This is a genomic window from Pseudomonas arcuscaelestis, from assembly GCF_016881005.1.
GTDB classification, from domain to species: Bacteria; Pseudomonadota; Gammaproteobacteria; order Pseudomonadales; family Pseudomonadaceae; genus Aquipseudomonas; species Aquipseudomonas arcuscaelestis.
Window position 1 is genome coordinate 1 of the sequence record NZ_JACOPV010000031.1, and the last position, 21,301, is coordinate 21,301.

The 21,301-nt window shown below is 56.7% G+C and carries 23 protein-coding genes; 15 read left to right on the plus strand and 8 right to left on the minus strand.

Features of this window, described 5'->3' with window-relative positions:
• The first annotated feature begins 311 nt into the window (after positions 1-311).
• Together rhtA and H8F21_RS28605 are read left to right on the plus strand one after the other, a co-directional pair.
• Entirely contained in the window at positions 312-1,199 is an 888-nt protein-coding gene (gene rhtA, locus H8F21_RS28600; RefSeq protein ID WP_203482816.1) for a threonine/homoserine exporter RhtA, read from the plus strand.
• Between the two features lie 183 nt (positions 1,200-1,382).
• Positions 1,383-1,664, plus strand: coding sequence for a hypothetical protein (locus H8F21_RS28605; protein ID WP_203482815.1), 282 nt, complete (start codon positions 1,383-1,385; stop codon positions 1,662-1,664).
• A gap of 56 nt (positions 1,665-1,720) precedes the next feature.
• Here H8F21_RS28605 and H8F21_RS28610 read toward each other — a convergent pair whose 3' ends face one another.
• Complete coding sequence (locus H8F21_RS28610; protein ID WP_203482814.1) at positions 1,721-3,529, minus strand: aminopeptidase P family protein; 1,809 nt, start codon at positions 3,527-3,529, stop codon at positions 1,721-1,723.
• A 265-nt stretch (positions 3,530-3,794) separates the two neighbouring features.
• On the opposite strand from H8F21_RS28610, the gene H8F21_RS28615 reads away from it, so the two are divergent.
• Together H8F21_RS28615 and H8F21_RS28620 are read left to right on the plus strand one after the other, a co-directional pair.
• Positions 3,795-4,904 (plus strand): DUF3182 family protein, encoded by a 1,110-nt coding sequence (locus H8F21_RS28615; protein WP_203482813.1) that lies wholly within the window; start codon positions 3,795-3,797, stop codon positions 4,902-4,904.
• Complete coding sequence (locus H8F21_RS28620; protein WP_203482812.1) at positions 4,891-5,661, plus strand: alpha/beta hydrolase family protein; 771 nt, start codon at positions 4,891-4,893, stop codon at positions 5,659-5,661. The genes H8F21_RS28615 and H8F21_RS28620 overlap by 14 nt, the downstream gene beginning before the upstream one ends.
• Here H8F21_RS28620 and H8F21_RS28625 read toward each other — a convergent pair.
• Together H8F21_RS28625 and H8F21_RS28630 are read right to left on the minus strand one after the other, a co-directional pair.
• Positions 5,637-6,020: an antibiotic biosynthesis monooxygenase gene (locus tag H8F21_RS28625; protein WP_203482811.1), complete on the minus strand. Its 384-nt coding sequence runs from the start codon at positions 6,018-6,020 to the stop codon at positions 5,637-5,639. The two genes, H8F21_RS28620 and H8F21_RS28625, sit on opposite strands and share 25 nt — an antisense overlap.
• A gap of 165 nt (positions 6,021-6,185) precedes the next feature.
• On the minus strand, positions 6,186-7,166 hold the full coding sequence (locus tag H8F21_RS28630) for a GlxA family transcriptional regulator (protein ID WP_203482810.1): 981 nt from the start codon (positions 7,164-7,166) through the stop codon (positions 6,186-6,188).
• Positions 7,167-7,271: 105 nt separating this feature from the next.
• On the opposite strand from H8F21_RS28630, the gene H8F21_RS28635 reads away from it, so the two are divergent.
• Positions 7,272-7,829 carry a cysteine hydrolase family protein gene (locus H8F21_RS28635; RefSeq protein ID WP_203482809.1) on the plus strand — a complete coding sequence of 186 codons (558 nt, stop codon included), beginning with the start codon at positions 7,272-7,274 and terminating at the stop codon, positions 7,827-7,829.
• A 55-nt stretch (positions 7,830-7,884) separates the two neighbouring features.
• On the opposite strand, the gene H8F21_RS28640 is transcribed toward H8F21_RS28635, so the two are convergent.
• On the minus strand, positions 7,885-8,448 hold the full coding sequence (locus H8F21_RS28640; RefSeq protein ID WP_203482808.1) for a helix-turn-helix domain-containing protein: 564 nt from the start codon (positions 8,446-8,448) through the stop codon (positions 7,885-7,887).
• 83 nt (positions 8,449-8,531) lie between these two features.
• Here H8F21_RS28640 and H8F21_RS28645 point away from each other — a divergent pair, with 83 nt between their 5' ends.
• The 7 genes from H8F21_RS28645 to H8F21_RS28675 all read left to right on the plus strand — a co-directional run bounded on the left by H8F21_RS28645 (position 8,532) and on the right by H8F21_RS28675 (position 15,683).
• A complete protein-coding gene (locus tag H8F21_RS28645; RefSeq protein ID WP_203482807.1) occupies positions 8,532-9,476 on the plus strand; it encodes a DMT family transporter in 945 nt (314 codons plus the stop codon).
• A 146-nt stretch (positions 9,477-9,622) separates the two neighbouring features.
• Entirely contained in the window at positions 9,623-12,538 is a 2,916-nt protein-coding gene (locus tag H8F21_RS28650; RefSeq protein ID WP_203482806.1) for a monovalent cation/H+ antiporter subunit A, read from the plus strand.
• Positions 12,538-12,882 (plus strand): Na+/H+ antiporter subunit C, encoded by a 345-nt coding sequence (locus H8F21_RS28655; RefSeq protein ID WP_028945263.1) that lies wholly within the window; start codon positions 12,538-12,540, stop codon positions 12,880-12,882. The genes H8F21_RS28650 and H8F21_RS28655 overlap by 1 nt, the downstream gene beginning before the upstream one ends.
• Complete coding sequence (locus tag H8F21_RS28660) at positions 12,879-14,561, plus strand: monovalent cation/H+ antiporter subunit D (RefSeq protein WP_203482805.1); 1,683 nt, start codon at positions 12,879-12,881, stop codon at positions 14,559-14,561. Before H8F21_RS28655 ends, H8F21_RS28660 begins: the two co-directional genes overlap by 4 nt.
• Positions 14,558-15,046 (plus strand): Na+/H+ antiporter subunit E, encoded by a 489-nt coding sequence (locus H8F21_RS28665; protein WP_203482804.1) that lies wholly within the window; start codon positions 14,558-14,560, stop codon positions 15,044-15,046. Before H8F21_RS28660 ends, H8F21_RS28665 begins: the two co-directional genes overlap by 4 nt.
• Complete coding sequence (locus H8F21_RS28670) at positions 15,043-15,321, plus strand: K+/H+ antiporter subunit F (RefSeq protein WP_203482803.1); 279 nt, start codon at positions 15,043-15,045, stop codon at positions 15,319-15,321. Before H8F21_RS28665 ends, H8F21_RS28670 begins: the two co-directional genes overlap by 4 nt.
• Positions 15,318-15,683, plus strand: coding sequence for a Na+/H+ antiporter subunit G (locus H8F21_RS28675; RefSeq protein ID WP_203482802.1), 366 nt, complete (start codon positions 15,318-15,320; stop codon positions 15,681-15,683). The genes H8F21_RS28670 and H8F21_RS28675 overlap by 4 nt, the downstream gene beginning before the upstream one ends.
• Before the next feature lie 3 nt (positions 15,684-15,686).
• Here the strand turns inward: H8F21_RS28675 and H8F21_RS28680 are convergent, their stop codons facing one another.
• Both H8F21_RS28680 and H8F21_RS28685 read right to left on the minus strand, forming a co-directional pair.
• The gene (locus H8F21_RS28680) at positions 15,687-15,896 is read right to left on the minus strand and encodes a hypothetical protein (protein ID WP_203482801.1); all 210 of its coding nucleotides are present in this window, start codon (positions 15,894-15,896) and stop codon (positions 15,687-15,689) included.
• Positions 15,893-16,363, minus strand: coding sequence for a hypothetical protein (locus H8F21_RS28685; protein ID WP_203482800.1), 471 nt, complete (start codon positions 16,361-16,363; stop codon positions 15,893-15,895). The genes H8F21_RS28680 and H8F21_RS28685 overlap by 4 nt, the downstream gene beginning before the upstream one ends.
• Before the next feature lie 317 nt (positions 16,364-16,680).
• On the opposite strand from H8F21_RS28685, the gene H8F21_RS28690 reads away from it, so the two are divergent.
• A complete protein-coding gene (locus H8F21_RS28690; protein ID WP_203482817.1) occupies positions 16,681-16,890 on the plus strand; it encodes a hypothetical protein in 210 nt (69 codons plus the stop codon).
• Between the two features lie 8 nt (positions 16,891-16,898).
• Here H8F21_RS28690 and H8F21_RS28695 read toward each other — a convergent pair whose 3' ends face one another.
• Together H8F21_RS28695 and H8F21_RS28700 are read right to left on the minus strand one after the other, a co-directional pair.
• Complete coding sequence (locus H8F21_RS28695; RefSeq protein WP_203482799.1) at positions 16,899-17,114, minus strand: hypothetical protein; 216 nt, start codon at positions 17,112-17,114, stop codon at positions 16,899-16,901.
• Between the two features lie 201 nt (positions 17,115-17,315).
• Entirely contained in the window at positions 17,316-17,720 is a 405-nt protein-coding gene (locus H8F21_RS28700; protein WP_136477329.1) for a TraR/DksA family transcriptional regulator, read from the minus strand.
• A 410-nt stretch (positions 17,721-18,130) separates the two neighbouring features.
• Here H8F21_RS28700 and H8F21_RS28705 point away from each other — a divergent pair, with 410 nt between their 5' ends.
• Complete coding sequence (locus H8F21_RS28705) at positions 18,131-20,683, plus strand: dermonecrotic toxin domain-containing protein (protein ID WP_203482798.1); 2,553 nt, start codon at positions 18,131-18,133, stop codon at positions 20,681-20,683.
• A 154-nt stretch (positions 20,684-20,837) separates the two neighbouring features.
• Positions 20,838-21,215 carry a hypothetical protein gene (locus tag H8F21_RS28710; protein WP_203585789.1) on the plus strand — a complete coding sequence of 126 codons (378 nt, stop codon included), beginning with the start codon at positions 20,838-20,840 and terminating at the stop codon, positions 21,213-21,215.
• The last annotated feature ends 86 nt before the right edge of the window (positions 21,216-21,301 follow it).

Consider the following 21,301-nt stretch of genomic DNA (forward strand, 5'->3'; position numbering starts at 1 on the left):
GCGGGAGGCGAATTCTACAGCGTTTCAATTCGCTGTCAACCACCTTTTTCACCGCTGCCGATCTTTCGATCGAAGCACTTCCAGCACTACCTGAAACATCTAACTCATTGAATATCAAGGAGTTTTCCGCTCCGACTACGCCGGAAGTGGGGCGAATTATAGAGAGATTAAATCGGAGGTCAAGCGTTAATCCTAAAAAGGCTATACAAAAGAACAATGCGCACTATATTGCTCAAAACACCGGCTTTGCGCATCATAGACGGCTGTCGCCCTGCGCGCACTTCTTTCTATATAAGGAACACCCCACTCCAATGAACGCCCAACCCCGCAGTCTGGCCGCAACACTATTTCCAATTGGCCTACTGCTCATTGCCATGGCTTCGATTCAATCCGGTGCGTCGCTGGCCAAGAGCATGTTCCCCATTGTGGGCGCACAAGGCACGACCACCCTGCGCCTGATTTTCGCCAGCGTCATCATGCTATTACTGCTGCGCCCCTGGCGAGCACGACTTAACGCAAGCACCCTGCGCACCGTGGTTATCTACGGCATGGCGCTAGGCGGCATGAACCTCCTCTTTTATATGTCACTGCGCACAGTTCCACTGGGGATCGCTGTAGCACTGGAATTCACCGGCCCCCTTGCAGTGGCCCTCTATGCATCACGACGCGTAGTGGATTTTCTCTGGATCGGCCTGGCCGTGATAGGACTGCTGTTGCTGATTCCCATAGGCCAAACCGGTGGCGCACTAGACCTGGTTGGCGCGGGCTATGCGCTGGGCGCTGGTGTGTGCTGGGCCTTGTACATCCTTTATGGCCAAAAGGCGGGGGCTGCCAACGGCATTCAGACTGCCGCCCTTGGTGTAATGATCGCCGCCTTGTTCGTCGCACCTGTGGGTATCATTCATGCTGGCAGCGCACTGCTTACTCCCGCCCTGCTGCCGATAGCCCTAGGCGTTGCAATACTCTCGACAGCCCTACCCTACAGTCTGGAAATGGTCGCATTAACGCGGCTGCCAGCGCGGACCTTTGGCACACTGATGAGCATCGAACCTGCCTTCGGCGCGCTCTCTGGCCTGCTCTTCCTGGGAGAGGTATTGAGCCTTACTCAATGGCTGGCAATCGGCGCGATCATTACCGCCTCCGTCGGGGCGACATTGTCGATACGCAAGGAGAGCGCTCCGCTCATTCCTGCGGACTGATTTGAGAAATACTTGCATTTAAATAGGAACGGGTCATTGTGCCGAGCAGCCACGATCTTTAAGCTGTCATGGAACGTCAATCTTCAAGCGATCTAATTGACAAGACATGGACGCACGGGAGCATCAGGAAGAGGCTGCATACACAGAACCGGACAGTAGAGCCGGCACGTATTAAGGACGGGAATGAAACGAATTTTGCTCATCCTGGCCATGTTGGCCATCGCCGGATGCGCGGCGACTGCAAAAACTGAAGTCAAGCACGGCAAAAGGGGGTTGCATATCAACTGCTCCGGCCTCTCGTCCTCCTGGGACCAGTGCTACACCAAAGCGACCACTGCCTGCGGCACAAAAGGCTACAAAGTGATCGCTCGCTCTGGTGATGACGACGCAGAGCCTGGCGATTACCTTTTCGGTCTCAATCCTGCCGGGTATACCAGTCGTAGCATGATCGTCATCTGCAAGTAAGGACATTCAACAAGAAGGGCAGCCAGATGGCTGCCCTTCTTGCTATGCATGGTCAGTCAGAGTGCCAGGGTACGCTCGCGCAACCACCCCAGGGCATCCCCTTCTAGCAGCGGCTCGAGGCGCTCGTATACCTCCTGGTGATATCCATTGAGCCAATCAAGCTCGCACTTGCTCAACAGTTCCGGCAACAAGCAGCGCGTATCGATAGGACACAGCGTCAATGTTTCAAACTCGAGAAAGTCTCCAAACTCACTGCGCCCCGCCTCTCGATTGAATACCAGGTTCTCAATCCGAACACCCCAACGCCCTGGCCGATAAGTACCCGGCTCGATAGACGTGATCATGCCGGCCTGCATCGCCGTGTGAGGCGCCGCTGCTGCCTGATAGGCAATTACCTGCGGCCCCTCATGCACATTCATGAAATAACCGACGCCATGCCCAGTGCCATGGCCATAATCGACCTGCTCCGCCCAGATCGGCGCTCGGGCAATCGCATCGAGCAGTGGCGAAAGAATGCCCCGCGGGAACCGCGCGCGCGACAAGGCGATCACCCCCTTGAGCACGCGGGTGCAATCCTGCTTCTGCTCCAGGCTCGGAGTACCCACCGCAACCATGCGGGTGATATCGGTAGTGCCGCCCAGATACTGACCACCAGAGTCGATCAATAGCAGCCCATCACCCTCAATACGTGCGTGGGACGCTTCGGTGGCACGATAGTGCGGCATGGCTCCATTTGCGTTGAATGCAGCAATGGTGGAAAAGCTCAGTGAAACGAAACCAGGCCGCTGGGCTCGAGCCGCGCTGAGCTGCTCATCGATTGTCAGCTCCGTGATGGCCCTGTGCTCCCAGGCGCTATCCAGCCAGCTAAAGAAATTGCATAAGGCTGCACCGTCCTGCTCCATGGCATTGCGGATGTGCAGTAGGTCTGCGGGGGTTTTCTGCGATTTGGCCAACGTGGTGGGGTTCGGCCCCTCAACCAATCGCACTTGAGCGGAAACACTGTCAATCAGGCCGCGCGTGACGCGGGCCGGATCGATCAACAAGCGCCTGTCTACCGCTATTGCAGCCAATGCCGCGTGTATCTGCGCATAATCGCGTAACTCAACACCGTCCCCAGCGAGCGCCTGACGAATACCCGCATCGATCTTGCTAGGCGCAACAAAAAGAATTGCTTGCTCCTGACTAATCAGCGCAAAGGCGACAAAAACCGGATTATAAGAAACATCGCTCCCGCGCAGGTTGAACAACCAGGCAATATCGTCGAGGGTTGCAATGAAGTGCCAGTCGGCCCCACGCTCGCACAATACCTTGCGCAATTGCGTGAGCTTTTCGCTGCGACCGACCGTTGCTTCAGGGGGCAGATGTTCAAATACTGCGTTACCTGGCAACGACGGACGATCTGACCAGACCCGATCAAGCAGGTCAGTGTTGGTCAGCAAACGCGCATTGCGTGCTTTCAAGCGCTCTTCCAATTGACGCGCCGACGCCAACGCCATGACGGCACCGTCAACTGCAACCACCTGACCTTCACACGCCTGCTCTGCCAGCCAATCGAGTGGTCCCGGCTTGCCTGGCTGCAGCTTGACCAGCTCGATACTGCTACCGGTCAATTCCTTTTCAGCTTGCTCCCAATAGCGGCTATCGGCCCACAGGCCGGCGAAATCCGAAGTCACAATCAGCGTGCCCACCGACCCCTGAAATCCGGACAACCACTCTCGCCCCTGCCAGTAGCCTGGTAGGTACTCGGAAAGATGCGGGTCAGCCGAGGGTACCAGCAGTGCATCGACCCCCTCCTGCTTCATCACCTGACGCACAGCTGCCAGGCGAGCGACGATCACTCCCTGCGTTGAGGGCTGACTATTCATGCTGACTCCTGCTACTGCGACATCCATTGGTATAGACGCAAATAATGGAGCAGGCACCCGCGTCCGGCAACCGCGCTGTGGCGCAGGGCTGTAACAAAACTCACGCCGCCGGGTTCGACGGATCGTGGCCAGAGCCTAAACGGGACAAAACCGGGCCAGAACCTCAATTGGGCTGAACTTCCTGGCGTCTGCGCCTTCACAACAAATACAGTCCGGTGTGGCAGTTGATCCCACTGGGAACTATTGATGCCGAGGAAAATGCCCCATGCGCCGATCGACAGACCGCAAGCAAGGCGTGGTGCTGCTCGATACTCGCGAGCAAACCCCCGAACACGAACGCAATGTTCACCTGAAGATTGCCGAGCGCCTGGCGCAGTTGCTGGATACCCAGGTTGTCGATCCCGCCCACCCCCCTAGCGCCGATGACAACTACTACTTCCTGCCCACCGAAACACTGATTGATACCGACCATTATCAGAATCTCGGCATTTCTTCAGATCGGGATTTGTTTGGAGGGCTGGTCAGCAGACCCTACATGGCCACCAAAGCCATTTCCCACCCGCTCATCGCTAATGCCCGCTACCCATTGGGCTGGACTGACGATTTTGCCCGTCAAGCCAGCGACGCACTGCTTCGCGGTTACACGGTTTTCAGCCTGACGGACGCCGTTTGCGCTGCGGAACTATTATTGCGTAACGGTCCGTTGCGAATAAAACCAGTTCGCGCCAAGGCAGGGCGAGGACAAATAGTTGCAAGCTCCATGCACGAAGTCGAACAAGCGCTTAAACGCCAGAGCGAGAAAGAGCTCGCCATCTGGGGGCTGGTCCTGGAGGAGAACCTGACTCAAGTTCAGACCTTTAGCGTTGGCCAGGCGCTAGTGGCAGGCATCCAGTGCAGTTACTACGGCACGCAGCAACTGACCCATGACCATGCCGGTGAAGAAGTCTACGGAGGATCTGACCTGGTAGTGGTGCGAGGCACTTACGACTCCTTGCTACAACTAGAGCTTGAGCAGCCGATACGGCTAGCCATAACCCAGGCCAGGACCTATGAGAAGGCTGCGATGCGTAATTTCCCAGGATTCATAGCCTCGCGCCGAAACTATGACGTAGCGCGCGGCCTGAACAGCCAGGGTCAACCGAAAAGCGGCGTGCTCGAACAATCCTGGCGCATAGGCGGCGCTAGCAGTGCAGAAATTCTCGCAATCCAGGCATTCGCCTCGGACACTGCACTGACTCGTGTGCGCGCTTCTACCCATGAGGTCTTCGACGAGCCCTTACTGCCCGCCGATGCGACTATTTTCTATCAGGGGGACGACAGTGAACTCGGAAGAATCTGCAAATATGCAAGGTTGCGCGACTATGACCATCCATAGCGAATCAATCGAGATCCATGTTGATGATGAGTCGATTGCCGCAACCATCGTAAGCCCCAGCGACAAAGTACCCGGAATTCTATTTGTCCATGGCTGGGGAGGAAGCCAGCAACGTGACCTGGCACGCGCCAAGCAGATTACAGGCCTTGGCTGTGTATGCATGACCTTCGACCTGCGCGGCCATGAAAAAACCGCTAGCCAGCGCCTGAGCGTTACCCGTGAGCAGAACCTGGCAGACCTGATTGCAGCCTACGACAGATTGGTCAGTCACCCCGCGGTCGATACCAGTGCCATCGCTGTAATCGGCACCAGTTACGGGGGCTACCTGGCAACGCTGCTCACAGCACTGCGACCGGTCAAATGGCTTGCACTGCGGGTACCGGCGCTGTACTGGGACGATGAATGGACGATGCCCAAGCAGGGGCTGGATCGCCAACGCTTGAACACCTATCGCCATCGTCCACTAGGGCCGGCCGATAATCGAGCGCTGGGGGCTTGCGCCGAATTTGGCGGTGATGTGTTGCTGGTGGAGTCTGAACAGGACGATTACGTACCCCACAGCACGCTGATGAGCTACCGCTCTGCGTTCGTCAGCGCCCACTCATTAACCCACCGTATCGTCGATGGCGCAGACCATGCGCTGTCAAGTGACCGAAGCCAAAAGGCCTACAGCTCGATACTCAGCACCTGGATAGCCGAGATGGTCATTGGCGCCCGACTCGACCGCTACCCTCACCACTCCCCTTGGTATTCCTGAGCCAGGGGCACAGGGCAATAGAGTCCACCTGTCACACCGCGCACCAGGCTACTTACTGTTTGAAATGCAGCAAAACTCACACCTTTGGCTTGGTGCTGCTGGATCAACTGCAGAAAGGGCTCCTGCTCAAAACTGCTCGCGACCGCCTCCCAGGCAGTGCGCGACTGCCATTGCAAATACTGCAATACCCGACTGCCATCGTCGCTGGCCTGGATGCTCGCGCCAATCAGGCTGGAATGACGCAAGGCAAGTTCCTCACTGCGCTCGGCCAATGCCTGGGCCAAGGCTTGCTGGCGTATCGGTACTACTTCGAATTCGATCATTTGGGTAAAACACAAACTGCGCGCTGGAACCGCCATGGACCTTGTCTCCCTGCCATTGAACATGCGATGCAACGGCAGGCAGGGTAAAACCTCTAGTTAACTCAAGGTCAAGAGGTTTCTAACTAACCGACTGCCTAGCGGTAATGACCCTGGGTCCATTACCGGCCTGCAGTATCCTCACTCAACTTTGACAACGCCCGATCAGCCGAGGCTTTCAGTAACACGACGCCGATAGTCACTGGGACCCAGCCCAGTGATTTTCTGGAAAACCTTGCGAAATGCGCCAGGGTCCTGATACCCGACCCCCCAGGCAATTTGATCGATGCTGCGATTGGTGAACTCGAGCATTCGACACGCACGTCCCACACGCACCTGCTGGCAGTACTCGGTTGGCTTATGCCCTGTGGCATTGCGAAAGCGGCGAAGAAAGGTACGTGATTCCAATCCTGCACAATCAGCCATGGTCTTCAGGCTCACCTCCCGCGCCCCACTGCTTTGCAACCAATGCTGGACCTTGAGTACCGCTTCGTCACCATGATCCAGGCGCGGACTGAATACGCTGCCCGGTTGAGCGCGGACACTGGTGCGATCCACGGCAAGGAAGCGCGCCGTCTCGGCAGCCAGGGTTTCACCCAGATAACGCTCGATCAGCTTCAGCCCCAGTTCCGTCCAGGCCATGAGCCCAGCCGAAGTGATGATATCGCCATCATCGAGCAACGGCAGATTGGCCTCGACATTGATCGCGGGAAAGCGGTCAGCCAAGGACTGAGCAAAATTCCAGTGCGTCGTCGCGGGGCGTCCATCCAGCAGCCCACTGGCGGCAATGAAAAACACGCCGACACACACCGATACCAGCAGGGCACCTTGGCGGTGCCACTGAAGCAGACTCTGGCAATAGCGCTGCAGAAGCTCAACGGATGGCACTTGAGTCAAGCTTGGCGGAATGACCATGACCCGAGGCTGGTGGGGGCTACCCGGATGACTGTCGAACACCACAGACAACTGCTGATTCTGGTCTTCGCTCCAATGACTGATACGCAGCATCGGCCGTTCAAATGCGCCCAGGTCATGGCGCAGGCGATTGGCAATGGTAAACAGATCAGTCAAACCATGCACAGCTGCAGCCTGCGCACCGGGATAGACCAGCAACCCTATTTCCAAAACCTCGCACGCTTTGGTCATTGTCAGTTTTTCCCGCCTTTTTGTCGTTCGCGCCAATCTTCAAGCACGTCAATCAAGCCTATAACTATCACCACATCACAACCACTCCTCAAAGAGGCAATTGAAATGAGCAAGCACGCCCTGATCGTCATCGACATACAGAACGACTACTTCCCAGGCGGGAAATGGACGTTGGAAGGCGCCGATCGCGCTGCCGAAAACTCAGCCCGAATTCTCGCTGCAACGAGGGCCGCAGGCGACCTGGTGGTGCATGTCCGGCATGAATTCGAGTCTGCTGATGCGCCCTTCTTCACCCCAGGGTCGCAGGGCGCTCAGATCCATCCCAAAGCTGCGCCGGTGGGGGATGAACCCGTCGTGCTCAAACACAAGGTAAATTCATTCCTGAACACTGAACTCAAGGCAATATTGGACGTTCAACAGATCGAGACCGTAACGGTGATTGGCAGCATGAGCCATATGTGTATCGATGGCTTCACCCGCGCAGCCTCCGACCTTGGCTATGCCACCACGGTCATCCATGACGCCTGCGCTACGCGCGATCTGGAATTCAATGGCGTGTCCGTGCCGGCAGCCCAGGTCCATGCGGCCTACATGGCATCACTGGCATTTGCCTATGCCCAAGTGATTTCCACCGAGCAATACCTGGCCACCAACAACCGCTGAACCTGGCGCGGGGCAGCTCCCTCGGCGCAGCCTTGCTCGCCCCGCGATTGAATGGCTAGATCACCACGTTGCGCACGAACCGCGTGGCCACTTCACCGTCATTGCGATAGGCGTGGACACAATTGCTGGCATAGCTGAAAAAATCTCCGGGCTGCAGCAGGTGGTGCTGATCCCCGATATGCAAGGTCAGGCAGCCTTCGGCTACATACAACTGTTCACTCCAGCCATCGGCATCGGCCTCGCACTGATATACCTCACCCGGTTCCAATCGCCACTCCCACAACTCCACTTCACGGGTCGCGACAGAACTTGCCAGCAAAACCGCTCTGCTGCCGGGGTGAATGCCGGTCCAGGCCAGTTCGTTGATGCGACCGGGATCGCGGTTGTCAGGCGCCTGGATGAGGTCGGTGAACGCAACCCCAAGTGCCTCTGCCAAACGGTCCAAGGTAGTCAGACTGACGTTATTCTCTCCAGCCTCTATGGCCACCAGCATGCGTCGACTGACGGCGGACCTTTCTGCCAGCGCAGATTGACTGAGTTCGGCAGCATGACGCAGGCGACGAATATTCTGGCTAACGTGTTGCAGCACCGAGGCGCGCTGAGGGAAATTTTTGTGCACTATATTGCTCACTAATTGAATTTGCGCAGTATACTGCCCACTTCGCCGCAATTGTGCGTCGCTCTTTCTCAGTGTGCAAGACCATGAACTCAATCAACAGTGCAGAACGCCCTTGCGTTTCCTTCCGGCTGAGCAGGGCCGAAATGGTATTGGTTTTCATCACCATGCTTTGGGGTGGAACTTTTCTGTTGGTGCACAACGTCATGAGCGTCAGCGGCCCGATGTTCTTTGTCGGTCTGCGCTTCGCCGCCGCGACACTCTTCGTGGGGCTAATTTCAGCGCGTGCCTTATCTGGCCTTACGGCCACGGAATTGAAAGCCGGCATGCTGATTGGGGTGTCGATCATGCTCGGCTACGGCTTGCAAACCTACGGCCTGCAAACCATCAGCAGCAGCCAGTCTGCATTCATCACGGCGTTGTACGTACCGTTTGTACCTTTGCTGCAATGGTTGATCCTGGGCCGCCGCCCAGGCCTGATGCCGAGCCTTGGAATCGCCCTGGCCTTCGTCGGGCTTATGCTGCTCGCCGGCCCCAACGGGGGCTCATTGCAGTTCAGAGCAGGCGAAATCGCGACCTTGGTCAGCGCCGTTGCCATTGCCGCGGAGATCATTCTCATCAGTCGTTACGCCGGTAAGGTCGATGTTCGGCGGGTAACCGTGGTGCAGCTGGCGACTGCGTCGGCGCTGTCCTTCCTGATGGTGGTACCCACTCAAGAGCCGCTGCCGGAGTTTTCCTGGCTATTACTTCTCAGCGCACTGGGGCTAGGGGCAATGAGTGCCGTCATTCAAATGGCGATGAACTGGGCGCAAAAATCTGTCTCGCCGACACGAGCGACGTTGATCTATGCAGGCGAACCGGTTTGGGCTGGTATTGTCGGACGCATCGCGGGCGAGCGCTTGCCAGGCATCGCACTGGTTGGTGGTTTATTGATCGTGATTGCCGTCGTGGTCAGTGAACTCAAGCTCAAACGACGAGAGCCAAAAGCAACACTGCAGTTGCCAGTACGAAAGCGGGAAAGCGGACTCTGATGGGGAAACCGTCTACGCTTGAAAAGAACTGTTATAAAAAAAGTGTTTGATACGCCGTACTTGTAGGCTTCTGCGACAGCTTCTGTGTTGGTGATCGACGGTACGCCACGTATGATCCCTTACAAACTTCTGCAGATTAGAAATCTATGTCCTTGATAGTGCTACTGCTTCTGCCGTTTATCGGCAGCTGCCTGGCGGCTGTCTTGCCGCACAACGCACGTAACAGTGAGTCGCTGCTTGCGGGACTCGTGGCCCTGGTCGGGACCGTCCAGGTCGCGTTGATGTACCCGCAGGTAGCCCATGGCGGGATCATCCGCGAAGAATTTCTCTGGCTACCCAGCCTGGGGCTCAATCTCGTCCTACGCATGGACGGCTTCGCCTGGCTGTTTTCCCTATTAGTGCTGGGCATCGGCACATTGGTATCGCTGTATGCGCGCTACTACATGTCACCTCAGGATCCAGTACCGCGTTTCTTTGCCTTTTTCCTGGCCTTCATGGGCGCGATGCTGGGCCTGGTAATTTCCGGCAACCTCATCCAGATCGTGTTTTTCTGGGAACTGACCAGCCTGTTCTCATTCCTGTTGATCGGTTACTGGCACCACCGTGCCGATGCCCGCCGTGGTGCCTACATGGCCTTGATGGTGACCGGCGCTGGTGGTTTATGCCTGCTGGCAGGGGTACTGCTGCTCGGCCATGTGGTCGGCAGCTATGACCTTGACAAGGTCCTCGCTGCCGGCGAGCTGGTTCGCAACCATGCCTTGTACCCCATCTTACTTCCCCTGATTCTTCTCGGCGCACTGAGCAAAAGCGCCCAGTTCCCCTTTCATTTCTGGCTCCCTCACGCCATGGCCGCGCCGACGCCAGTCTCGGCCTATCTGCACTCGGCCACCATGGTCAAGGCCGGGGTATTTCTCCTGGCACGCCTATGGCCGGTCCTCTCTGGCAGCGAAGAATGGTTCTGGATAGTCGGCGGGGCCGGTGCTTGCACTTTGTTGCTGGGGGCTTTTGCCGCCATGTTCCAGAACGACCTCAAGGGATTGCTGGCCTACTCGACCATCAGTCACCTGGGGCTGATCACCCTTCTGCTGGGCCTGAACAGTCCGCTGGCAGCGGTCGCTGCAGTGTTCCATATCCTCAACCACGCCACCTTCAAAGCCTCATTGTTCATGGCTGCGGGAATCATCGACCATGAAAGCGGCACACGTGACATCCGCCGCCTCAGCGGTCTTTTCCGGTTGATACCTTTCACGGCAACCCTGGCCATGGTTGCCAGCGCCTCGATGGCCGGGGTGCCGTTGATGAACGGATTCCTGTCCAAGGAGATGTTCTTCGCCGAAACCGTATTCATCAACTCCAGCGCCTGGATCGAAGCTGCCCTGCCGGTGATCGCCACGCTGGCCGGTACCTTCAGCGTGGCGTATGCCTTGCGCTTTACGGTCGATGTGTTTTTCGGCCCGCCGGCCACCGACTTGCCACATACCCCCCACGAGCCGCCACGCTGGATGCGCGCGCCGGTAGAATTATTGGTGCTGACTTGTCTGGTCGTCGGCATGTTCCCAGCCCAATCGGTTGGACCATTGTTGGCAGCTGCGGCGCTACCAGTGGTCGGTGGCACGCTACCGCAATACAGCCTGGCTATCTGGCATGGCTGGAACGCGCCCTTGATCATGAGCCTGATCGCCATGAGCGGCGGTATCTTGCTTTACCTGTTGCTGCGCAATCAGCTCAAGCTGGGGCGCTTCCCGAACCCGCCGCTGATCGAGCGCTTCAACGGCAAGCGCTTGTTCGAGCATGCCCAGGTGCTGTTGATGCGCATGGCGCGTCGTTTCGAACGAATCATGACTACCCGCCGGCTTCAGAAACAGCTGTTCATGCTGGTTTTGGCAGCATTACTGGCGGGTCTACTACCCATGCTGCAAAGTGGATTGAGCTGGGGCGATCGTCCGAAGATCCCAGGCTCAGGCGTCTTTGTCGCTCTATGGCTAATAGCGATTACCTGCGCGGTAGGCGCTGCCTGGCAAGCCAAGTATCACCGTCTGGCAGCACTGACCATGGTAAGTGTCTGCGGCCTCATGACCTGCATTACCTTTGTCTGGTTTTCCGCCCCGGACTTGGCCCTGACCCAGCTTGCAGTCGAGGTGGTGACCACCGTACTGATTCTGCTTGGTCTGCGCTGGCTACCACGGCGAATCGAAGGTGTTTCGCCCTTGCCCGGCAGCCAGGAGCAGGCCCGACTGCGGCGCCTGCGCGACCTGATCCTGGCAGTTCTCGTTGGCGGTGGCATGGCGCTGCTGTCATACGCGATGTTGACTCGACCCACACCTAATGACATTTCCACGTTCTACTTGAGCAGAGCCCTGCCCGAAGGCGGCGGTAGTAACGTAGTCAATGTGATGCTCGTCGACTTCCGCGGCTTCGACACCCTGGGAGAAGTGACGGTACTGGTCGCAGTTGCCCTGGCAGTTTTCGCCCTGCTGCGCCGCTTTCGCCCACCCCGTGAGAGCATGCAGCTGCCTGCGCAACAACGGCTGCTGGCACCCGATGTGGTGACCGACCTGGTTAACCCGCGCCAAGCGGCCGACACAGCACTGGGCTTCATGATGGTTCCAGCGGTGCTGGTGCGCCTGCTGTTGCCGATCGCTCTGGTGGTGTCGATGTACCTGTTCATGCGCGGCCACAATCAACCCGGTGGCGGCTTTGTCGCAGGCTTGGTGATGTCGGTGGCGTTCATCCTCCAGTACATGGTCGCCGGCACCCAGTGGGTTGAAGCGCAAATGAGCCTGCGGCCCTTGCGCTGGATGGGGACCGGCTTGCTCTGCGCAACGGTAACGGGCGGCGGCGCAATGTTGCTTGGCTATCCGTTCCTGACCACACACACGGCCCATCTGCATCTGCCGGTGCTCGGGGATATTCACGTGGCTAGTGCGTTGTTCTTCGATGTCGGTATTTTCACTGTTGTCGTCGGCTCCACCCTGCTGATCCTCACGGCTCTGGCTCACCAGTCAGTGCGCGGACACCGCCCCGCCAGCCAACCCAAAGCCAACCAGACCGGAGCTGCCTGATGGAAGAAGTCATCGCTATTGCCATTGGCGTACTCGCGGCCTCTGGGGTGTGGCTGATCCTGCGCCCACGAACGTTCCAAGTGGTGATGGGCCTGTGCCTGCTGTCCTATGGGGTCAATCTGTTTATTTTCAGTATGGGCAGCCTGTTCATCGGCAAGGAGCCGATCATCAAGGACGGCGTGCCTCAGGACCTGCTCAACTATACCGACCCCTTGCCCCAGGCCCTGGTGCTTACGGCAATCGTCATCAGCTTTGCCATGACCGCACTGTTTCTGGTGGTGTTGCTGGCATCCCGCGGGCTGACCGGCACCGACCACGTGGATGGCCGAGAGTCCAACGAATGAGCTTGATGAACCAACTGATAATCGCCCCGATCCTGCTGCCTTTGCTCACGGCGGCGTTAATGCTGCTGCTCGGTGAAAAGCGCCGGCCTTTAAAAGCTCGCCTGAACCTTTTTTCCAGCCTTTTGGGATTGGCAATTTCGGTCACCTTGTTGCTGTGGGTCCAGGCCCAAGGTCAGGCCAGCTCGATAGGCGTCTACTTGCCTGGAAACTGGCCCGCGCCATTCGGTATTGCACTGGTTGTCGATCGTCTGTCCGCGTTGATGCTAGTACTGACCGGAATCGTAGGCGTGAGCGCGCTACTCTTCGCCATGGCCCGTTGGGACGGTGCTGGCGCGAGCTTTCACGCCCTGTTCCAGATCCAGTTGATGGGGCTCTATGGGGCATTTCTGACAGCTGACCTGTTCAACCTTTTTGTCTTCTTCGAAGTGCTGCTGGCGGCTTCCTATGGATTGCTGCTGCATGGCTCGGGCCGCGCACGTGTCAAGGCAGGCTTGCACTACATCGCCATCAACCTGTTCGCTTCATCGCTGTTCCTGATTGGTGCTGCAATGCTCTACGGCGTCACCGGCACGCTGAACATGGCCGACCTGGCAATGAAAATACCCCTGGTACCAGAAGCCGATCGCGGCTTGCTGCATGCTGGAGCCGCGATTCTGGCCATCGCATTCCTGGCCAAAGCCGGAATCTGGCCACTGAATTTCTGGTTGGTACCGGCCTACTCTGCTGCCAGTGCTCCGGTGGCCGCACTGTTTGCAATCATGACCAAGGTCGGCTTCTACACCGTGCTGCGCCTGTGGACCTTGCTGTTTTCCGGCCAAGCCGGGGCGTCATCCTTCTTTGGAGGCGAATGGCTGGTGTATGGTGGCCTGGCAACGCTGGGCTGCGCGGCGCTGTCGATTCTTGCAGCCCAACGCCTGGAGCGCATGGCTAGCCTGAGCATTCTGGTTTCGGCCGGCACACTGATGGCGGCCATCGGCTTTGGCCAAGCGGCACTGACGGCTGGTGCATTGTTCTATCTGGTCAGCTCAACGCTGGCCCTCTGCGCACTGTTCCTGCTGGCCGAGCTGATAGAGCGCTCACGCTCTGCCAATGAGCCGTCCCTGGACGATGACGACTGCCTCCCCTCGCCACTTGAATCACTGCATCCACCCAAAGGCATCAACCTTGATGATGAACAAAAAGCTGTAATCGGCCAAGTGATTCCCTGGACCATGGCCTTCCTGGGTTTGAGTTTCATTGCATGCGCGTTGCTGATAATAGGAATGCCGCCCCTGTCTGGTTTCATCGGCAAGATCAGCCTGATTACCGCACTGTTCAACCCACAAGGCTTGGGTGTCAGCACCGAACAACCGCTTTCGATTCAAGGTTGGGCACTGGTGGCGCTGCTGATTCTTTCCGGTCTGGCATCACTGATTGCGCTGGCCAGGGTCGGCATACAGCGATTCTGGACACCACAGGAACGCCCGTCACCGGCGTTGCGCCGATTCGAGTGCATCCCAATCGTAGCTCTGCTGGGATTATGCTTTTTCCTGAGCGTACGCGCCGAACCTCTTCTGCGATACACCCAGGACACCGCAGCAAGCCTTCAGGACCCCGAGCAATATATCAGTGCAGTGCTTGCAACTCGGCCGATTCCCGGCCCCACCACTCAGGCCGCCAGTGCGCAGGTGCAGCCATGAAACGACTGTTTCCTGCCCCGCTGCTGTCCTTGTCGCTTTGTTTGCTGTGGCTGGTACTCAACCTTTCGCTGAGCCCAGGAAACCTGCTGCTGGCTATCCTGCTGGGTGTGCTTGCGCCATTGCTGATGGCCCCGCTGCGGCCGCTATCGGCACGCATCAGTCACCCTTGGACGATTCTGCGCTTGATCGCACGCGTCGGCATCGATGTACTCGTATCCAATCTTGAGGTGGCGCGGGGCGTGTGGACCGCCAGACGCCGTCCCCCTCGCTCGCGTTTCGTCCATATTCCACTGGACCTGCGCGATGCCCACGGCCTGGCGGCACTGTCGATGATTACCACTGTTATTCCAGGAACCATCTGGTCCGAGCTGGCGCTGGATCGCAGTATCCTGCTGCTGCATGTGTTCGATCTGGACGATGAAGCGCAATTCATCGAGCATTTCAAGCAAGCATATGAACGCCCGCTAATGGAGATCTTCGAATGACCGGCCTGCTTGCCAATGCCATTCTGGCCAGCTTGTTCATCTTCTCTTTGGCCATGGCCCTGACACTGTTCAGATTGTTCCGCGGACCTTCCGCACAGGACCGGGTGTTGGCGCTCGACTACCTGTACATTCTGGCGATGCTGATGATGCTGGTGCTGGGTATTCGTTATGCCAGCGACACCTATTTCGAAGGTGCACTATTGATCGCATTGTTCGGCTTTGTTGGCTCATTTGCCTTGGCCAAGTTCCTGCTGCGTGGTGAGGTGATCGAATGACCAATCTGAATCAACTGCCCTTCTGGGTCGAGTTGTGCGTTGCAGCGCTATTGTTGCTGAGCAGCCTGTTCGCCTTGAGTGGCGCATTGGGTCTAGTACGCTTGAAGGATTTTTTTCAGCGCATGCACCCACCCGCCCTAGCCTCTACACTGGGCACCTGGTGTGTTGCACTGGCCTCGATCCTGTATTTTTCAGCATTAAAAGAGGGACCAGTTCTGCATGCCTGGCTGATTCCGATTCTGATGGCGATCACCGTGCCAGTGACCACGCTCCTACTGGCCCGCGCAGCCCTGTTTCGCAAGCGCATGTCCAATGACAAAGTGCCCGAGGAAGTCAGCAGCGGTGGAGAACGAGGTAACTGAGGCTCAGTTGCTAAGCGCTTGCAACTCGCGGCGAACCATTGCTGCGTATTCTGCAGGACTGAGTTGATACAGTTGGCTAGCTACCCAATCCAGCCAGACACCTTGCAATCGGCTGCGTTGCGCGTACCACTGTTCGGCTTGCTCACGAGCCTGGGCTTGGTAGCGCGCGTGAAACTCTGCACGTCCCTGCGGTAAATCAACCGCGCCTTTCACTCGCTGGCCTTGAAGGTGGTTAACTCGCCTTTACGCCACTTAGCAACTTTGCCAGTGGCCGCCTTGAGAATTTTCCCCAGGCCTTCCTGTAATTGCTGATGAGCAGCAAAGATCATCACCACTCCCTGGCCTTCCCGCAGGACAATGCCTTCGCCTTCAGGTACGGAGACAAATGCATAGTCACCCAGCCCATAGACAGTGAGTTTGATGTCGCGGAATCGGACTTCCATCTTGCCACCTTCGCGACTGGGCAGCACCGCTGCACGAAAATGATCACCGACCTTGAGTTCCAGCCGTGGCTTGTCATCAACAACAAGCGCGGACGCTGTGTCAATTTCAGCCATGTACAGGCCTTCCGCGCTTTGTTCGGTGATGTAGACAAAACGCGATTGGAATTGTTTGACCAGCTTGGCCCGAAGATCACCCAACACAAACAGGGCATGCATATCCAAATTACTGACTGCCAATGAAGAATTCCTCAAAAACGGTTACACGTCGTCACCACTAGGTAATCAAGTCACCAAGGAGGTGGCGACACTTCAATGTCGAAGTCTGAAAGACTACTGGGTAAATGCGCGAAGCGTCTGTGCGGGCGAGCATTGTAACTTGCAGGAAGGTTCGCTCCAGTGCGCAAGCCAAGGCCTCACAACAGACATTCAGCAAATTTCCGTCATCGGAAATGTACTTTCTGACATCAAAGCTGTCAGGAAAATGCGATAGATAGGTCCAAGCCCTTCGTCAGAATGGCTCTCAGAATCTTATCTACATATTACAAGGAAGGAATATGCACGAAAACACTGAAATTCGTCGAGAGGCAGTCTGCAATTCTTACTTCAATAACTGCCTGAGTTCAACCAAATCCGGCACGCGCCACATCGTGGTACCTGCCGGCGTCAATTTCTTTCATATTACCGAGCATGCGACTGGTCAGGTAAAAGGCTTCCGCTGCCGTCATGTTGATGCGTGCGAACTGGCTCGCACGCTTGAACGCTGAAATCATTTTCAAACGGCCTGGCGAGCACTCCCAGGCCGCTGATTACCGTGCAATCGATCCAACCACGCCACTTGGCATTCTACCGCCTCAGCACGCGTGGCGAATGCCGTACCTCGTCGCTCCCCATTAACCAGCACCACCCAACACGCACGACTGCCAAGCGCTTGCAAGGAAACAGGTACGCCACTGCCTATCATTACGGCGACATCGACTCGGCTATTCATCATTCCCTCCGGAACTTAGTTAGCAACCTAACGATGTAGCCATGATACCCCCGCTACGGTGGCGGAAAAAGCTATTGCCGGTATAGCTGTATTGCATCAGCAGCAACAAACCGGTCTCAGCTACCGGCTCAAACAGGACGAGACCAGCAAAAACATCAAGGCCCCGAAGATTGCTCTGCGAGGCCTTGTGCGGTAAGCCAATCAGGCTTGTCGCTGGTGCTTATCGATCTGCTCGTGACGCTCTTGAGCTTCGATACAGTACTTGGTAGTCGGGCTGATCAACAAGCGCTTGAGGCCGATCGGCTCACCGCTGTCGTCGCACCAACCAAAGCTGTCATCCCGGATGCGCTCCAGGGCCATTTCCAGCTGTGGCAGAAGACGCTGATCGCGGTCAATCGCGTTGACCAACCAGGTGCGCTCTTCCTCGACAGAGGCTGCATCTGCCGGATCCGCTGGGGTATCCAGGCTCTCGATGGCAATGCGGCTCTGCTCGATGCGCTCTTGAGTCTCGATTTTCATCGACTGCAGCAACTCGGTGAAGAACGCATGTTGCTCGGCGTTCATGTAGTCATCGGCCGGCATGGCCAGCAACTTATCCTTGGTCATCGAATTCTCTATGAAAATAACGTGCATTTAAGCGATTGGATTGCCATCGCCGACAATTCGCCGACAGCGCAAGTCTTCAAGCACCCTTCGGCACTCTATTTCGAGGGGCGGCAGTCTAAGGCGCCACGTCGCACTGGGCAACAAAAATGACATCGTAGACGACTGAATCGGCTTGGATTCCGCCAATCGGCTGCATTGATCGCCTCTCGCGCCCCTCAAAGCCATACGCTTAACCAGCAGCCATACCGCATGATGACTAAACATGCAGAAACAATTGGTCTGCAGGTCACGTCGCGCTCATCACTCGTCAAGGTCCGGTGAGCCATTGCCGAAATGGTGTTACTTAGCTACCGCACGCTTACTGCGCTCAAGGGGCTTGATGGCTGCTCTCGCCCTACAGAGTCCCCAAGATGGCTTCTATATCCCAAGATCTGACACAGTCGAGCATGTTCGCTTGCCAATTGACCCGCACGTTTAGCGAACGTCCGGCGCTTCTAGACGTTGTCGGCCAAATACTGGTCGAGCAGTGGCAGGCTCGCGACATCAGTAATCACGATCCGCTAAAACTCTACATTGCCAGCAAAGCATCATTTTCCCGAAAACAATTCATACGTCCGCTGCAGCGAGTTTTGCTGGAGCGTTACTGCAAACGTGCAACCCTTAACCTCGATGACAAGCAGGATCTGATCATCGAAGACCCTCAAAGCGATTGGGGCCTGGAAATAGATCTGCATCAGGTCGAATTGCTGATCAACGATTGCGGACCGCTACTAATAGAGATTTACAAACAAAGTCTGGTCAACTACTGGAATAAAGCAGACGACTCGCAACAGACCCCATGGCAATGGTATGCACAGTACCTTGCGGATCAATTTCAAGCCGCTATCGATGCAAATGCCAAGGCACGCACACTCACCCCCGACACAACCCACATGGCTGGGCTGGTCAAACTGCATACTTCGCCCGATGCTCAGGAGCGGCATGCCGACCTTGCCCAGCCCAACGTCTCGATTCTGACCCTTGACCTATCCAGAGGATGCAAGCTTGATGCTGATCTGGCGAGCGCCGTGTTGATTGAACCCAACGTCGATGCCAGCGAACATACCTCCTGCCTGCTCTACACGCCGACCGGACAGGTAATTCCTTTCTCTTCACGCTATGCCGTGCTCGAAAAAATCACCGAACTGTGGCCTCAGTTATCTGAATGGCATCCCCAATATCATCTGGAACCTGAGTCGGAACATGTGTTCGAAAAGCAGGCTCGTGGTTTGGTAGACCAACAACTGCGGGTGATCGATTCGCTTGCCAACGCCTGTCGCTCGCAGTTCGATGCCGTACAACTGAGCCTTGATGTAGACCGTCTGACATCAATGATTGAACTGTGCAACAGCAATGAGCGAATGCACCGCCAACAGCTGATAAAGCAGTTGCCGCAATGGCTGCAGAACGCAGACAGCGCGTTACTCACGCGGTACGGTTCGATGATTGCTGGTGTGGCTCAAAGTTACATCGACGCCAATGGCGATTTCTGGCTCGATGACGTAGATGATACCGAGCACTTTGCCAACAAGAAACTCAATGAATACCTGCTTGCTGAGCATCCAGACAACACCCTGCAACCCTGGGACGTGGAAGTCATCAACTATCAGGTCGAAGCTGTCGCAATTCCAGGCCAGGACAGCCTGATAACCGAGGGTAGCATCACGCCTGTGCATTTCTCCCTGGCGCAATTGGCGATCGGCAATCTGAACCTGCTCAAGCCTGGGCAAATCGAGCTCAAGACACACTCCGCAAATGCTTTGCCCGAATGGTTGACTATCGACTATATACGCACGGTGGTGAGCGAGCTGGACATAGGTACAAGCTATCCCCAAATGCTGCGCGACAAGTTGCTCGACGATCAATACCAACGTACCCAACGCCAGGAATTACTGGCCGCCCAATTGGCCACACAAATTCCTGCCTTGGCCATGGAGCTGCATCTCAATGGCAACCACTTGAGCATCGCCGCCGTCGACGGTATTTGCCAAGTATTCCAGCACAGCATCGGGACCGCGGACACCCACTGGGAGTTGCGCCCTTTGGGCCTTGTCAGCGAACCCGGCGTAACGCCCGACCAGCCTTACAATACCTGGCTGCTGGAACCTGCCGGTGCCATATCAGGGCCCTGCGTGCTGTACCGACCCTTGCACGCCACGCCGCTTCAGCAATTCGTTGACCGCCTGGCATTGTTCGCGGCCATCAGCACCCCTGGGCCACTACAAGAAGATATCCTCCAACGCCTGCCTGCCGAACGTCAAAGCATCTATGAACACGGTGGCTTCCAGGAGCCACACTTGCCCTTTTCGACGGAGGATTCGTTTTCTGTCCCATTCGGCGCACCCGGCCCGGTTCGGCTGGCGGTACAACCACCGTTGACTGATTTTATCCCTGAGCTCTACCTCGCCTGCGTCGAGGAAACCATTACCCATTTCAAGGCACGCTCCAGTACCAGCAGCGAGACTCATTGGGCTCGCTGGAAAGAGCTGGGCTGGTTGCTGTTCAACTCGGTCCTGCCATTAGCCGGCCCCACGCTGGTGCGCGCAACCTGGCTAGTGCAGATAAATATCGCATTGATCGCCTATGTGAAGTCGACGGAAAAAGGTGACCAGTCGAGCCGTCACGTCGCCCTATCAAACCTTTTGTTCAGTCTTGCAGTGCTGCTGTTCAGCCATGCGCAGCAACCTCTAAGCCTGCGTTCCCAAACATCTGGGTCAGGAGAAACCCCACCCAGACCAACCTTGGAGCCAACCCCTGCGAATATCGTTGACCTGGACTTCAGCTGGTCTCACCCCAGCCAACAACTCAGCGAGGCGCAGCGTCTGGCACTACAGCAGCTACAAGCCAGGCAAACACTGGCAAACACTGGCAAACATGGGAATACCAATTATCAGTGGTGTTCACCGTGGACTTTACACCTATAACAACCAGCTCTGGGCCCACCTGGGCGATCATGTTTATCGGGTGCAACTTGACTCACAAAGTGGCCAGCCTCGCATCATCGCAGAAGACAGCTCAGGCGCACTCGGCCCTTGGTTGCACAGAAATAACCAAGGGGCCTGGCAGCTTGACCTCGGCTTGCGCCTGCGTGGCGGCATGCCACGTAACAGCCGCATCGCTCAACGTAAGGCCGAGACAGAGAAGCGCCAACAAGCGTTGCGCTCCACCTATGAGGCGCAGCTCGCGCTGGTTCCAATGCGTCTGCAAGAGTCTGAGAAGCTGTTCTGCGTGATCGAGAAATTCAAAGAACTGACGATACTCAAAGGTGCCACCGAGAAACTGTACACGCTGGAGACGTTCTGGGATGAGCGCGTGAATACGATCAGGGCCTGCAACGAGGTGGCGCCATTGGCAGATTACAAATCTACCCTGTCTTTCGCACTATTCGAAAAACTCTATATCCAGTCAGCGCTGAAGGAAGGGCGGCCTCAAGGAGCAAGTGCAACAGTCAGTTAAAAAATCGGAGCGTGCTAATTACGAAATTGAACGAGATACCGCCTCCGAAGCATCGCGATCGTTTGGCGTCTGAGCGAACCGAGCCA